This is a genomic window from Micromonospora sp. NPDC005413 (assembly GCF_040606435.1).
Classification (GTDB): Bacteria; Actinomycetota; Actinomycetes; order Mycobacteriales; family Micromonosporaceae; genus Micromonospora.
This window is the reverse complement of sequence record NZ_JBEXEV010000009.1, coordinates 159015-173672: the sequence shown is the minus strand read 5'-3', so window position 1 is coordinate 173672 and position 14658 is coordinate 159015. Positions and strand designations below refer to the sequence as shown.

Genomic DNA, 14658 nt, shown 5'->3' with positions numbered 1-14658 from the left:
CCATCATGCGTACCGCCTTCATCGACACCACCGCCGCGCTGCTCGACGAGGATCCGCGCACCGCACTCGTACTGGCCGACATCTCGGCCAGCCAGTTCGCGCCGGCCGGTCACCGGCACCCGGACCGGGTGCTCAACGTCGGCATCCGGGAGCAACTGATGATCGGTGTGGCCGGCGGGCTCGCCCTGACCGGGCTCCGCCCGATCGTGCACTCGTACGCGACGTTTCTGGTGGACCGGGCGTACGAGCAGATCAAGTTGGATCTGGACCATCAGGGCGTGGGCGCGGTCCTGGTCAGCATCGGCGCGTCGTACGACGGATCAAGGGCGGGCCGGACCCACCAGTCGCCCGGGGATGTGGCGCTCTTCGACTCTCTCGGCGACGGCTGGACGGTGCGGGTGCCCGGTCACCCGGACGAGGTCGCACCGCTGCTCCGTACCGCCGCGACCACCGACGATCCGGTCTACCTGCGGCTCAGCGAGCAGCGCAACACGCACGCGTACCCGGACGCCGACCGACTACGGGTGCTGCGGCAGGGCGGAACGAATGCGCCGCTCGTGGTGGCTGTCGGGCCGATGCTCGATTCCACGCTGGCGGCGACCGAGGGGATGGACGTGACGGTCGCGTACACCCACACGCCCCGGCCGTTCGACACGCCGGGGCTACGGGCGCTCGCCGGGACCGACGTGGTGCTGGTCGAGCCGTACCTGGCGGGAACGTCGAGCGCGATCGTCAGCCACGCCCTGGCAGACGTGCCGCATCGGCTGCTGGCTCTGGGGGTGGGTCAGACCGACCTGCGACGGTACGGCGATCCGGCTGATCACACCCGGTGGCACGGCCTGGACGCCGGCGGTCTGCGGCGGTCGATCAGCGCGTTCCTGGGATCAGCGCGCGGCTGAGGTGGCGGGACGGCGGCGTGCGCGCTCACGGCCGAGGATCCAGATCGCCTCGACGCCGTCCTTCCAGGTGATCTTCTTGCCCTCTTCACGGCCACGCGCCCGGTAGCTGATCGGCACCTCGTACGGCCGGATCCGCTGGCGCAGCAGCTTGCCGGTCACCTCAGCCTCCATGCCGAAGCCCCGCGAACGCACCTCAAGCGACCGGTAGAGCGCCACCGGCATCAGCTTGAAGCAGGTCTCCAGGTCGCCGATGTACGAGTTGAACAGCACGTTGGCCGCCATCGTGACGCCCTTGTTGCCCATCACGTACCAGAAGCTGTAGGCGCTGTGGCTGCCGAAGGTGCGATTGCCGTAGACCACCGTGGCCCGCCCGTCGAGCACCGGGGCGAGCAGCTTGGGGATGTCCTGCGGGTCGTACTCCAGGTCGGCGTCGAGGATGACCATGTAGTCGCCCTCCGCGCTGTCGACCGCCGTCTTGATGGCCGCACCCTTGCCGGCGTTGCGCTGGTGGGTGACGACCCGCAAGCGCGCGTCGTCGGCGCGACCGAGGACCTCGCCGGTGCCGTCCCGGCTGCCGTCGTCGACGACGATCAGCTCGATCTCGCAGGGATAGTCAACCGCCAACGCCTGCTTGAGGGCATCCGCGATGCGTTCTTCCTCGTTGTAGACCGGCATGAGGATCGAGAGCTTCACGGGAATCTCCACGGTGGCGACAGCATGTCGGCCATAGCCTAGCCTGGCTGGTTGGCCCACCGCCTGCCCCTACCGTCGGGCAGTCGGCGTGGCGGGCTCAGCCGGATGGTGTTTACTTCCGGCCATGTCGGCTGCCGGCTCCCTGCTCGCGGCGGTTCCTGCCGCCGCGGTGCTCCTGCTCACCGTCGCCACGAGGCCACGCGAGGTGGGTGCGGTGGCACCGCTGCGACTCGCCGCGGTGCGCGCCGCACTGCTCACCGGGGCGTACGCGGTGCTCGTCGTCGAGGTGCTCGGCGCGTTGCACGCGCTGACCCGGCCGGCGTTTACCGCCGCGTGGCTGCTCTTCCTGGCCGCCGCCGCGACAGCAGCCGGTCTGCGGTGGCGCCGGGCGACTCGTCTCGCGCAGCCGTCCACCGCCGCGTCGCTACCGGTGCCGGTCGGCGCCGTGCTGTCCGGTGGCGGCCCCGAGACATCCGCCCTGGCCGCCGACCGCGGTGCGGCCGGACCCGATCCCACGCCGACCCGGGCCGGTCGGGCACCCTCCGGTCTGCTCGCCGTGGCGGTTCACGCCTGGCGTACGGCGGGTCGGGGCGAACGGCTGCTCGCCGGAACGGTCGGCGGGCTGGTCCTGGTGGAGCTGCTGGTCGCGCTGTTGGCCGAGCCGAACAACTTCGACTCGCAGACGTACCACCTACCCAAGGTGGAGCACTGGGTGGCCCAGGGCGACCTGGACTTCTGGCCCACCGCCATCCACCGGCAGGTGACCATCCCGCCCGGAGCCGAGTATCTGCTACTGCACCTGCGCCTGCTCACCGGCGGGGACCAACTGCACAACCTGGTGCAGTGGGCTGCCGGAGTGGTCTGCCTCCTGGTGGCCGCACGGATCACCGCGCAGCTCGGCGGCGGCCGACGGGCTCAGTTGCTCACCGCGTTCGTGCTGGCGACCACGCCGATGGTGGTGCTCCAGGCGACCAGCACGCAGACCGACCTGGTCTGTGCGGCGTGGGTGGTCTGCGCGGCGACCCTGGTGCTGGACGGGCTGCGTCGGCGGACCGGCTGGGGCACGCTGCTCGGGTTGGGGGCCGCCACCGGGCTGACCGCGGTGACCAAGACCAGCGGTCTGATCGCGGTCGGCCCGCTGCTGGTGCTCTGGGGGTTGGCCCAGCTCAGGCTGGCCCGGACCGAGAGCGCGACCCCGGCGGGCGCTGACCGGGGTCGGCCGGTCGGCCGCATGGCGCGCACGGTCAGCGGTTCGGTGCTGATCCTGCTGGTCGCGGCCGTGGTGGTCGGCCCGTTCCTCGCCCGGGTGACCGCCGAGTTCGGGCATCCGCTGGGACCACCCCGGCTACGCGAGTCGATCCCGATGGAACGGCACGATCCGCCGTCGATCCTGGTCAACATGCTGCGAATCGGGCACACCGCGTTCGACACGCCGCTGGCGCCCCTGCGCCGAGCCGGTGCCGGTGCGATCATCGACGGCGCGGGCGTGCTCGGGGTCGACCCGCAGGACCGCGCGATCACCTTCGGTCGGGAGATCTTCCCGGAGCCGGCCTGGTATCCGGACGAGGACCGGGTGGCGTTTCCCCTGGCCGGGGCACTGGCGGTGATCGGCGCGCTGGTCGCGCTCGCCCGTCCGCGCCGGATCGACCCCGGGCAGACCGGTCCGCTGCGTGCGTACGCGGTGGTGGTGCTGACCACCGTCCTGCTGCACACCTCGATGATCAAGTGGCAGCCGTGGGGCAACCGGCTGATCCTCTACGCCCTGGTGCTCGCGGTGCCACTGGCCGGGCTCTGGCTGGACGCGCTCCTCCGCCGCCACGCCGGCACGGCCGCGAGCACAGCCGGGACGCCGGGCACGGCCGGGACGCCGGGCACAGCCGGGACAGCGGGCACGGCCGGGGCGCCGCGCACGGCCGGACGGGCGGGGCGACGGTCGGTGGCCACGCTGGCGGCCGTCACCGTGCTGGCCACCTCGGCGCTGGCCGGGGTACTCGCGCTGTCCTACGGCTTCCCACGACGGCTGGTCGGCGACGGCTCGGTCTTCACCACCTCGGACTGGGACACCCGGTTCCTGCGTCGCCCCCAGTGGGCCGACGAGTTCCGCTGGGCCGCGTCGGCGGTTCGCGACAGCGGTGCCCGACGGATCGGGTTGGTGCAGCAGAACGACAACTGGGAGTACCCGTGGTGGCTGCTGCTGCGGCAGCCGGATGGACGCTCGCCGGAGCTGGTGGCGTTGCAGTCGGTGCTGCCGGATCGGCCGCCGGCCGATCCGTCCTCGGTCGACGCGATCGTCTGCACCGGCAGCCAGCCGGCCTGCGCGAAGCTTGTTCCGGCCGGCTGGCGGCTGGAGTTCCGCGGCTACGTCGGCTACGCCCTACCGCCCGGCCGGTAGCAGTGATCGACACGGTGTCGGCGATATCGGGGTGTCGTGCTGGCCCGGATACCCCGATATCGCCGAGCTGGAGTCGATCAACCAGGCCGCCGTGCACCCGGCCGCCCGGATAGTCCGATCCGGGCGGTTCTGCATCTCGCGCGCAAGAATCCGAGACGCATTCACATCCATTGATCCGCACGTTACCTTCTGGTAACTCAATCGACGTCCCGCGATTGACCCGAAAGGAGTGCGTCGATGCCTGCTATCCCCGCCAGGCCCGAACGCGCGACCCGACGACGAGCCATCACCGTCGCCGTCGCCGTCGCCGCTCTCGTCCTGCCGATGCTCGCCGGAACGGCCGCTCCCGCGGCCGCCGCCGACCGGCCGACCGTCCAACCACTCCCCGCCAACCTCGAGGCCATCCGGGCCGCCGAGGCGACCGCCCTCTACGGCAGCTCCGCGATCCGCCCGATCGAGCAACGCCGCACCGCGTTGATCACCATGGGCGACAGTCAGATCTCCGGGGAGGGGGTCGGCAACTACGTGCCCGGCACCCACCAGGATGGCAACTGGTGCGACCGCTCGTACGACCAGGCGGTGTTCCGCACCGGCATCCCGTCGGACGCGCGTTACAACATCGCCTGCTCCGGCGCCACCCCGTGGAACCTCATCGCCGGTGGCCCCACCCAGCACAACGAGCTGAACCAGGGCGACTACCTGGGGATCAAGGCGCGCAACACGCACGTGAAGCTGATCTGGGTGGTGGTCGGCGCGAACGGCGACGGCACGATCCAGTTCGGCCCGGTCGCCACCGACTGCGCAATCAGCCGGGTCTTCCTCCAGGGCTCCTGCTACGCCACCTACACCGACCAGTGGACGATCCGCACCGACGGCAGCCGCCGGGCGGTGGCCGACGCCCTCACCGACATCCGGCGGACCATGACCAACGCCGGTTACCTGGGGTCCGACTACGAGCTGGTGCTCATGTCGTACCCGAGCCCGGGCAGCCCGGACGTGGAGGACAACCCGAACTTCCCCGGCTGGTACTCCGGCGGCTGCCTGCTCTACCTGGCTGACGCCGCGTTCGCCCGGAACAAGGCGGTGCCGATGTTCGAGTCGGCGCTGCGCGCGGCGGCCACCCAGACGGGCACCCGCTACCTGGACGCCAGCCGACTCTTCCACGGCCACGAGGTGTGCACCGACAACACCTCGGTCCGCGGCCTCAACATCGAGATTGGGATCTGGAACGAGAACGCCGCCCGGCAGTCGTTCCACCCCAACGCGCGCGGGCACGGCATGTTCGCCCAGTGCATCACCCAGTTCTGGAACTCCGGGCAGACCCAGGCCACCTGCGTCGACCCGGCGAGCACCGGCAGCGGCGTGCTCTACTCCGGCCTGATGCAGTTCAAGCAGTTGCGCAACCTGGCGACCAGCACCTGCGTCGACGGTAAGGGCTACGACTCCCGCAACGGCACCGCCCAACAGTCGTACGGCTGCCACGGCGGGCGCAACCAGGGCTTCTGGTACGACTCGGCCCGGCGGTCACTGCACTCGGAGCTGTCCCACGACCGCTGCCTGGACGTCTCCAACAACTCGATGACCTCCGGCACCACGGTCAACGTCTACGACTGCAACGGCACCGCCGCCCAACAGTTCGTCTTCGTCGGTAACCAGATCAAGCCGGCCAGCGCCAGCAACCTCTGCGTGGCGTTCGACAATCCGTCGTCGGGCACTCCCCGGCTGCGGCTGGCCACCTGCTCCACCAGCACCCGGCAGCAGTTCTCGTTCGAGGCCCGCACCGCCGCCAACCCGGTCGGCTACGGTCACGACGACTTCATCGGCTCCCGCGTCTACTGACGAACGAAGGGGCCCTGGCGTCGACCAGGGCCCCTTCGCTCACTTGGCGCGGGGAATGAGGATGAGCCGGGCCACGCCCTTGTCGCCGTCCTTCGCCCCGGCGACGCCGAGCTTCGCGCCGACCTTGACCTCGCTGGCCTGCACGGTGGCGCGCCGCTCGACGACCCGCAGGTCGTCGCCGAAGGTCCAGGTCATGGTGAAGCCGTCGGTGGACTTGACGGTCATCGAGTCGCCGTCGATCGCGGTCACCTCGCCGCGTTGCACGGCGACGGTCTTCGTACCGTCCTTGGTCTGCACCACCGCCTCACCGTGCAGGGTGTTCTTCCGCAGCAGCACGCGGGCCTGGCGGCGCTTGCGCCACTCCTCGCCGCGCTTCTCCCGGGCCTTCTCCTGAGCCTTCTCCTGAGCGCTGGGGGAGGCACCCGGCGCCGGGGTCGCCGGCGCAGCGAGGGTCTGCACGTCCAGGTCGTTCGCGTCGAAGCCCATCGCGGCCAGTGCCTGGCCCTCCACGCCCATCGCGGCGGCGACCTCGACAGCGGCCTCCCGGGCAGGCTGGCTGGCCACCTCGGCCGCACCGCAGCCGCTGACACCGAGCGCGACCGCCGCGAGCAGTGCCGTGGTGCCGGTGGCGATTCCCCAACGTGACATGGCTTTCCCTCTCGTCCGTGGAGCCCTCAGCATTCCTTCCGACGACGAGCGGAGCGTCAGGCCGATGTTCGGGCCAGGTAAGGATCCCCGGGCAGCCGGACCGTGAAGGCGGCGCCGCCCTCCGGTGCGTGCCCCGCGACGATCTCCCCGCCCAGCCGGCGGACCAGCCCGGCGGCCAGCGCCAACCCCAGTCCGCTGCCCACCTTGCGCACTCCCCGGTAGCGCTGGTGCAGCGCACCGCGTTCGAACGCCACCGCCAGGTCGTCGTCGGTGAAGCCGGGTCCGCCGTCCCGGACCTCCAACACCCCGCCGGAGGCCGGACCCGCGCCGGTCGGCCGGACCGCGAGCACCACCGGCGATCCCGGGGGTACGACGCGCAGTGCGTTCTCCAACAACCCGTCCAGCACCTGCCGGATCCGCCCCGGATCGGTGTACGCGGGCACCGGCTGACCGGGCATCTCGACCCGGAACGGCACGCCCACCGCCGCACACCGGCCGGACCAGGTCGGCTCTGCGTCCATGGCCAGCCGGGTCAGGTCCACCGGCACCGGTTCAAGGGGGAAGTCGGCGGCCTCCAGCCGGGCCAGCGCCAGCAGGTCGCCGATCAGCCGGTCCAGGTGTTGGGCCTCGGCCAGCACGGTCCGGCCGGTCTCGACCGTGTCGTCCGCGCCGAGCACCCCGTCGGCGAGCGCCTCGGCGTAGCCCCGGATCGCGGTCAGCGGGGTGCGCAGCTCGTGCGACACGGAGAGCAGAAACTCCCGCTGTCGTCCCTCGCTGGTGGCCAGTGCGGCGGCCAACCCGTTCAATGCCTCGGCCAGGTCGGCGACCTCGTCGGGCGGCTCGACCGGCACCCGGACCGCACGGTCGCCGGCGCGTAGCCGGGCGGCGGCGTTGGCCGCGACGCGGATCGGCCGGGCCAGCCGACGGGCCAGCAGCAGTCCGGCCACCACACCGGCGGTCAACCCGGCCAGGAGCGGCAACCAGAGGCTGAGCAGCACCCGGGCCCACAGCCCGTTCGCCGTGGGACGGGAGAGCACCACCCCGTTGCCGTTGGGCAGCGCCCGGCCCTCGACCAGGGCACGTTCGCCGTTGACGGGGCGGCGGACCGATACGTTGCGCCCCTGCTCGATCCGTTGCACCACCCGGGGCGGCAGACCCGGTCGGTCGACCGTCCCGCCCCGGATCAGGTACGCGTCGATGCCCTGGTTGCGCAGTTGCTGGATGAGCCGCTCCTCGTCGGCGCTGCGACCCCGGTCCAGTCTCGTCCGCAGCACCTCGGCGGCGAGCCGGGCCTGCGCGGCGAGCGCCTCCTGATCGCGTCGCTCCGCGCCACGGATCGCCAGCGGCACCGCGACGATGGCGGTGACGAGCACCGACACCAGCGCCACCGCGCAGGTGACCAGCACCGCGCGGGCGGTCAGCGTACGGCCGAACCGGTTACCTCGAGGTGTGGGCGGCGGACCGGCGCCGATCACCGGCAAGGTCATGGTCGGCGAATCGGCGCGCGGCATCGGCCGCTGGGCAGGGTGGTCAGGCATCGACTGCGTACCCCACGCCGCGATAGGTCCGGATCACGCTGGCCGGGCCGAGCTTCGCCCGCACCTGGGCGACGTGCACGTCGACCGTGCGGGTGCCGGCGTGCGCCGCGTAGCCCCAGACCCCGGCCAGCAACTCCTCCCGGGTGAAGACCCGGCCGGGCCGGGCCATCAGGTGGGCCAACAGGTCGAACTCGGTGGAGGTGAGCTGCACCGGGGCGCCCGAGGCGGTGACCGTTCGGCGGGCCGGGTCGAGCATCACCGGGCCGACGACGCGCGGCCGGTCCGCGCCTTCCGGCCCGCCGGCGGAACGGCGCAGCACCGCGCGCACCCGGGCGACCAGCTCCCGGGGGCTGAACGGCTTGGTGACGTAGTCGTCGGCACCCAATTCCAAGCCGACGATCCGGTCCACCTCGTCGTCCCGGGCGGTGAGGAAGATGACCGGGGTCCAGTCACCGGCCTCGCGCAGCCGGCGACAGATCTCGGTGCCGGGCAGGCCCGGTAGCGCGATGTCCAGGACGCACGCCACCGGACGCAGCCGGCGGGCGGCGCTCAGGCCGGCCGCCCCATCCCGTTCCAGGTGGACGCCGAACCCGTCACGGGTGAGGTACAGCCGGACCAGGTCGGCGATGGCCGGCTCGTCCTCGACCACGAGGACGAGCCCGCGGTGCGGCGGTTCGACGGTCACCGGCCCATGATTGCCGACCCGGTGGCCTCGGGGCGATCGGTGCGTGTTCGAGTTCGGTAAAGACGATGCAAAGCCCGTGGAGCGTCAGCTCACCACGGCGGGGCGGAACACACTGGGCCGCGTGACGGCCGGCGCGTCACCGATGGTGGCGACGATCCGTTCGCGGGGCGTCCGCAGGCGGGTCCGGAACGCGTGGTTGAGCAACGCGTCGAGCTGCCAGACCCTCTTCGGGTGACTGGTACGGATCAGGAACCGCTCACGGATCCCGTCGATCGCGGTGGCCGCCAACTCAACCGAGTGCAGCCGGGGGTCCGGGCTCCAGGTGACGTTGCTCAGCTCGCGCAGCTCGGTGTTGAGGTGCAGGCGTAGTCGGTGCAGCAGTCGGGTCTGCTGGGTCACCACCAGCCTGCGGTGGGTGAGCAGCAGCAGGTAGTCGCCGGTGACCGGGCGGTCGGGGCGGCTGCAACGGGTGACCAGGATGGTGGCGTCACCGGAGCCGACGCAGCGCCGGAAGACCGGCATGTGCCGGCTCACGGTCTGCACGGCCAGGCCAGCCTCGGCGGCGGCCGGAAGGAACGTTCGGGAGAAGACGTCCATGACCTGCCCAACGACCTCCCCAGCGGGGTGACGTGGGTCACGCCGGCTTTTTGGAAGTTCCACGCGGCGGGTCGCACTGCCTGTCCGACTTCCGACTCGGACGGATCATGGTCACAAGTCGGGCTGGAGGGGATTCGCGGCGAACAACTCCTCCAGCCAGCCGGGAACCGCGTCGGCGTACCCGGTGCGGGACTCGTCGACGGTGTCCAGGGCTCGACGCCAGGAGAGCGACCGGCTCACCGGGCCCAGGCTGATCGCGAGGTCGGCGGCCTCGACGAGGCTCCGGTGGTCGTACCGGTCGGTCCACGCCTCCAGGTAGGCGTCGCGCAGCCGAGCCAGCTGGGCGTCGTCGGCTGCCAGCTTCTTGGCGTACCGGATCGAGCGCAGGGTCACCAACAGCGTGCCGAACGGGTGCGCCACCGAGGCGTCACCCCAGTCGAAGTAGCGGTACCCGTCCCGGCCTGCGAAGACGTTGCCGTCGTGCAGGTCGTCGTGTTGCACCGCTGCCGGAATACCGATGTCGGCGAGCCGGCGGCACCGCTCGGCGTACGACGGCACCTCCGCCCGCAGCCGCTCGTACATGTCCGGGCTGAGCCCGCCCTCGCCATCGATCAGCAGCGACTCGCGATCGTCGAGCAGCACGGCGAACAGCCCGGCCAGCACCTCGGGGCGGTGGTCCGGCACGCCTTGGGCGACCAGTTCGTCGGCACGCGGCGCGGTGGCCAGCTGGAGCGCGGCGTACCCGGGCAGCGCCCGCTCCCAGTGCGCCAGATCAGGGTCCCGCCCCAGCACGTCGCGCAACGACTGGCCCCCGTCGGGCAGCAGCGACCAGCCCTGCTCCGGGTCCACCGCGATGGGTGTCAGCACCCGCTCGGGCGTCAGCTGGGCGAGCGTCGCGATCAGAACGGCCTCGTGCACCGTGCCCGGGTTGTTGGCCTTGAACCAGACCGGGCCGTCGTCAGTGGGCACCCGCCAGACCAGCGACCAGGGACGCACCCGAGGCTCCACCAGCCCGGTCACCCGACGGCCGGTCCGGCTCAGCTGCGCGTCGACCCAGGTGCGGGCCCGCACCTGCCACTGCTCACTGGACCAGTCGGGGGCGCGCTCACCGGCGATCGTCGTCACGCTCGGCACCATAGGGGGCCCTCCCGGGCCGGGGCGAGGCGTTTTCCCGGCCGGGTTGTCAGACCAGCTCGACGATGGTGGCGTTGGCCATGCCGCCGCCCTCGCACATGGTCTGCAGGCCGTAGCGGATCCCGTTGTCCCGCATGTGCTGGAGCATGGTGGTCATGATCCGGGCACCGGAGCCACCGAGCGGGTGACCGAGGGCGATCGCCCCGCCGCGCGGGTTGAGCCGCTCCGGGTCCGCCTCGGTCTCCGCCAGCCAGGCCAGTGGCACCGGGGCGAACGCCTCGTTCACCTCGTACACCCCGATCTCCTCGATGCCCAGCCCCGCGCGGCGCAGCGCCTTCGCGGTGGCCGGGATGGGCGCGGTGAGCATGGTGACCGGGTCGTCGGCGGCGACCACGGCGGTGTGGATCCGGGCAAGCGGCCGCAGGCCGTGCCGGCTGGCCCACTCGGAGGTGGTCACCGCGAGGGCCGCGGCGCCGTCGGACATCTGGGACGCGGACCCGGCGGTCACCACACCATCGGCGCGGAACGGGGTGGTCAGCTCGCCGAGCTTGTCGAGTGACGTGTCCCGGCGGATGCCCTCGTCGGCAGTGAACTTGCCACCGTCGGCAAGCGGCACCGGCGTCAGCTCCGGATCGAAGGCGCCGGCGTCCTGCGCGGCGGCCGCCTTCTCATGGCTGGCCAGCGCGAACTCGTCGAGCTGCGTACGCGAAAGGCGCCACCGCTGAGCGATCAGCTCGGCGCCGACCCCCTGGTTGAACGGCAGTGGCGCGTCGTCGGCGAAGCCCTCCACGCCCCGGTAGCGGCCGCGCAGCTGGTCGCTGAACGGCATGCCGCCGGCCACGCTGGAGCCCATCGGCACCCTGGTCATCGACTCGACCCCGCCGGCGACCACCAGGTCGGCCTGGCCGGAGAGCACCGTCGCGGCGGCGAAGTGCAGTGCCTGCTGGCTGGAGCCGCACTGCCGGTCCAGAGTGGTGCCGGGCACCGTCTCGGGCCAGCCGGCGGCGAGCACGCCGTTGCGGGCGATGTTCCACGATTGCTCGCCGACCTGGGACACGCAGCCCCAGAAGACGTCGTCGACCTGGGCCGGGTCGAGCCCTGTGCGCTCGGCGAGGGCGCGCAGCACGTGCGCTGAGAGATCGACCGGGTGGACGCCGGCGAGGCTGCCCTTGCGCCGTCCGACCGGAGTGCGTACCGCGCCGACGATGACCGCGTCACTCATGTTTACTCCCCGGTAACTTGGGCTGTCCCGATCCTACGTCGTCCATGGACCGATCGTCCGCCCAGCCGTCGAGGTGCCCGCACCCCCGACACCCAGCAACCGCTGGCATGCTGGTCGGGTGGATGAGACCTCCCCGGTGCGGCAGTGGCGGGTGCCGGCGAGCCTGCCCGCGGTGAAGCTGGTCGGCGCGGCCCTGCTGGTCGCGCTCGGGCTGCTCTTCGCCGACGGCGACCCGGTCCGGCTGGCGCTGGCCGTCCTGGCCGCCGCACTGCTGGCCGTCTGGGCGGTACGCGACCTGGTCGTGCCGGTCCGGTTGGCGGTGGACCCGATGGGGCTCACCGTTGTCCACGGGTTCGCGAGCCGGCGGCTGCTGCCCTGGTCGGCCGTCGAGGCGATCGCCGTGGACCGTCGGCCACGGTTGGGGCTGAGCAGCGAAACCCTGGAGATCGACGCGGGCAGTTCGCTGCACCTGTTCGGCAGGTACGACCTGGGGGCCACCCCGGAAGAGGTGGCCGCCGAGCTGCGTGCCGTCCGCCCGGACACGGCCGAATAGCCCTCTCGATCGGTCAGCCGAGCAGTTGGGCGGTGCGGAAGAGGACCAGCGCGAGCAGGATCAGCAGGATGATCGCACCGCCGGCGACCTGCACCAGGGTGCGTCGGCCGCGCGGCGCGTACGCGAGCACCAGCGCCATCGCCCCACCGACCACCAGGCCACCCAGGTGCCCGGGGATGGAGATGCCCGGCACGGCCAGCGTGAACACCAGGTTGATCACCAGGATCGGGATCACCTGCGAGATGTCCCGGCCCATCTTGCGCTCGATGATGATCAGCGCGGCGAAGAGACCGAAGACGGCGGTCGACGCGCCGGCGGTGGCCGAGTTCTGGGCACTGAACACGTAGGCGGCCACGTTGCCGCCGAGGCCCGCGATCAGGTAGAGCGCGGCGAAACGCACCCGACCGAGGTTGGCCTCCAGCGACCGCCCGAGCACCCACAGCGCCCACATGTTGAGCAGCAGGTGGATCACGCCGTAGTGCAGGAACATCGCGGTGACCAGGCGGTACCACTGACCATCGGCGATGCCGCCGAGCGTGCCGTCGGGGAACACCGCCAGCCCGAGCACCGACCCCCAGTTGGTGAGTGGCGTGCTGCCGCCCATCAGACCGCCGAAGCCGGAGCCGCCCACCGCCGCGTCGCCGCCCCGGTCGGAGGCGATGGAGAGCAGCATGAGCAGCACGTTCAGGGCGATCAGCGCCTTGGTGACATAGCCGTGCCGGCCGGCCGTACCGCCACCGAAGGCGGTACGCGCCGGCCGGACACTGCGACGTCCCTCGTTGACGCACTCCGGGCACTGGTGCCCGACGGACGCCTCCCGCATGCAGTCCGGGCAGATCGGCCGGTCGCAGCGGGTGCACCGGACGTAGGTCTCCCGGCCGGGGTGCCGGTAGCAGACCGGGGTGGTCGGCGGCGACTCGCTCACCGGGCCGACCCTCCGGCCGCCACCGCGCGGTCCACCGGCGTCAGCCGGTGCGGTGCTCCCCAGCGCTCAATCATGCGAGCAAAGGTACCTCGCCGGCCGATCAGGCAGCAGACCGCTCGATCTCGACCCGCTCGATGACGACGTCCTGGAGGGGACGGTCGCTCGGGCCGACCGGGGTGTTCGCGATCGAGTCGACGACCTTCGCCGACTCCTCGTCGGCAACCTGGCCGAAGATGGTGTGCCGGTTGTTGAGGTGCGGCGTCGCGGACACGGTGATGAAGAACTGCGAACCGTTGGTGCCCGGTCCGGCGTTCGCCATCGCCAGCAGGTACGGCCGGTCGAAGCGCAGGTCCGGGTGGAACTCGTCGGCGAACTTGTAGCCCGGCCCACCCCGACCGGTGCCGGTCGGGTCGCCCATCTGGACCATGAAATTCCTGATCACCCGGTGCGAGATGGTGCCGTCGTAGTACGGACCACTGCCCGGCTGACCGGTGCTCGGGTTGGTGTACTCCCGGTTGCCCTCGGCCAGGTCGATGAAGTTGCGGACCGTCTTCGGAGCGTGGTTCGGGAAGAGCTCCAGCCGGATCGGGCCAGCATTGGTGTGCAGGGTGGCGTAGACAGCCTCGGCCACGGGTACTCCTCACTCGTTGGTCAGTTCCATGCGGATCCTCCCATGTGCCCGATCTGGCATCGCGGAGGCATCCGAAGGTGGAGGATGACGAAGGAACAACTCCCAGGAGGTAGGACCGTGTTTGGAATCGGGCGGCGTAAGTCCCAGGGGCAGCAGGCATTGGCCGAGCTGAACCAGAGCATCAGCCACCTGGTGCAGGCAGCCAACCACGCCGCCAAGGGCGCTGGCGCGACCGTCGGTCCGCGCGTCCAGGTGGCCCGGGGCTACGTCGGGCCGGCTGCGACGAAGGTGCGCGACCGCGCGTCGACCGGCTGGGGGACGACACTCACCACGCTGGCACCGCTGGCCGCGGTGGCCCGTGACGGCGCCGCGCAGGCAGGGCCGCTGACCAGAAAGGCCAGGTCGAAGAACATGCGGATCACCGGCAGGAAGAAGCAGCCGCGCCGTCGCGGCTCGATGATGACCGGCCTGTTGGCAGCGGGTGCCATCGCCGGCCTGGCCGGCGCGGTCGCCATGCGCCGCCGCCGGGAGCAGCAGGAGTGGGCCGAGTACGACCCGACCCGCACCCTCGCGCCGATGCGCGACGAGGTCGACTCGATCGAGGTGCGCACGCCGACCGCCACCAAGGGGACCGACGGGTCCGCCATGACTGGCGCGGCGGGGATGACCGGTGCCGGCAGCTCGGCGGTGGCCGGCGGCGACAGCGCCAGCACCACCGGCGCGGCCAAGCCGGCCGGCGTCCGGGCGACCGACAAGGTCCCCGCCGTCGCTGAGGGCGCCAAGGACGTCTCCGGGCGTCCGGCCGACGACCTCACCAAGGCGCTGGGCAAGGACACCGCCCGCACCAACGGGCGCCGCTGACCGCAGCGGTCACGGACAAGCGCCGGCGAGGCGGGGGTCAC

The 14658-nt window shown here is 71.8% G+C and carries 14 protein-coding genes; 5 read left to right on the top strand and 9 right to left on the bottom strand.

Features of this window, described 5'->3' with window-relative positions:
- The first annotated feature begins 5 nt into the window (after positions 1–5).
- Complete coding sequence (locus tag ABZS37_RS13765; protein WP_355168714.1) at positions 6–899, top strand: transketolase; 894 nt, start codon at positions 6–8, stop codon at positions 897–899.
- Here ABZS37_RS13765 and ABZS37_RS13760 read toward each other — a convergent pair.
- Complete coding sequence (locus ABZS37_RS13760) at positions 885–1592, bottom strand: glycosyltransferase family 2 protein (RefSeq protein WP_355168712.1); 708 nt, start codon at positions 1590–1592, stop codon at positions 885–887. The genes ABZS37_RS13765 and ABZS37_RS13760 overlap by 15 nt on opposite strands.
- Before the next feature lie 124 nt (positions 1593–1716).
- Between ABZS37_RS13760 and ABZS37_RS13755 the strand changes: the two genes are divergently transcribed.
- Positions 1717–3984, top strand: coding sequence for a glycosyltransferase family 39 protein (locus ABZS37_RS13755; protein ID WP_355168710.1), 2268 nt, complete (start codon positions 1717–1719; stop codon positions 3982–3984).
- A 237-nt stretch (positions 3985–4221) separates the two neighbouring features.
- Complete coding sequence (locus ABZS37_RS13750) at positions 4222–5823, top strand: ricin-type beta-trefoil lectin domain protein (protein ID WP_355168708.1); 1602 nt, start codon at positions 4222–4224, stop codon at positions 5821–5823.
- A 39-nt stretch (positions 5824–5862) separates the two neighbouring features.
- Here the strand turns inward: ABZS37_RS13750 and ABZS37_RS13745 are convergent, their stop codons facing one another.
- From ABZS37_RS13745 to ABZS37_RS13720, 6 genes are all read right to left on the bottom strand, one after another.
- Positions 5863–6471 (bottom strand): hypothetical protein, encoded by a 609-nt coding sequence (locus ABZS37_RS13745; RefSeq protein ID WP_355168706.1) that lies wholly within the window; start codon positions 6469–6471, stop codon positions 5863–5865.
- 56 nt (positions 6472–6527) lie between these two features.
- The gene (locus tag ABZS37_RS13740; RefSeq protein ID WP_355168704.1) at positions 6528–8009 is read right to left on the bottom strand and encodes a HAMP domain-containing sensor histidine kinase; all 1482 of its coding nucleotides are present in this window, start codon (positions 8007–8009) and stop codon (positions 6528–6530) included.
- The gene (locus tag ABZS37_RS13735; RefSeq protein ID WP_355168702.1) at positions 8002–8694 is read right to left on the bottom strand and encodes a response regulator transcription factor; all 693 of its coding nucleotides are present in this window, start codon (positions 8692–8694) and stop codon (positions 8002–8004) included. The genes ABZS37_RS13740 and ABZS37_RS13735 overlap by 8 nt, the downstream gene beginning before the upstream one ends.
- Positions 8695–8778: 84 nt before the next feature.
- Positions 8779–9291 carry a hypothetical protein gene (locus tag ABZS37_RS13730; RefSeq protein WP_355168700.1) on the bottom strand — a complete coding sequence of 171 codons (513 nt, stop codon included), beginning with the start codon at positions 9289–9291 and terminating at the stop codon, positions 8779–8781.
- A gap of 111 nt (positions 9292–9402) precedes the next feature.
- Positions 9403–10416, bottom strand: a complete 1014-nt coding sequence (locus tag ABZS37_RS13725) for an aminoglycoside phosphotransferase family protein (RefSeq protein ID WP_355168698.1) — start codon at positions 10414–10416, stop codon at positions 9403–9405.
- Positions 10417–10474: 58 nt separating this feature from the next.
- Entirely contained in the window at positions 10475–11647 is a 1173-nt protein-coding gene (locus tag ABZS37_RS13720) for an acetyl-CoA C-acyltransferase (RefSeq protein ID WP_355168696.1), read from the bottom strand.
- A 118-nt stretch (positions 11648–11765) separates the two neighbouring features.
- On the opposite strand from ABZS37_RS13720, the gene ABZS37_RS13715 reads away from it, so the two are divergent.
- Complete coding sequence (locus tag ABZS37_RS13715; RefSeq protein ID WP_355168694.1) at positions 11766–12200, top strand: PH domain-containing protein; 435 nt, start codon at positions 11766–11768, stop codon at positions 12198–12200.
- Between the two features lie 13 nt (positions 12201–12213).
- On the opposite strand, the gene ABZS37_RS13710 is transcribed toward ABZS37_RS13715, so the two are convergent.
- Both ABZS37_RS13710 and ABZS37_RS13705 read right to left on the bottom strand, forming a co-directional pair.
- Positions 12214–13125 carry a rhomboid family intramembrane serine protease gene (locus tag ABZS37_RS13710; RefSeq protein ID WP_355168692.1) on the bottom strand — a complete coding sequence of 304 codons (912 nt, stop codon included), beginning with the start codon at positions 13123–13125 and terminating at the stop codon, positions 12214–12216.
- Positions 13126–13225: 100 nt separating this feature from the next.
- Positions 13226–13756: a peptidylprolyl isomerase gene (locus ABZS37_RS13705; RefSeq protein WP_354997735.1), complete on the bottom strand. Its 531-nt coding sequence runs from the start codon at positions 13754–13756 to the stop codon at positions 13226–13228.
- Between the two features lie 84 nt (positions 13757–13840).
- Between ABZS37_RS13705 and ABZS37_RS13700 the strand changes: the two genes are divergently transcribed.
- Entirely contained in the window at positions 13841–14617 is a 777-nt protein-coding gene (locus tag ABZS37_RS13700; protein ID WP_355168690.1) for a hypothetical protein, read from the top strand.
- The last annotated feature ends 41 nt before the right edge of the window (positions 14618–14658 follow it).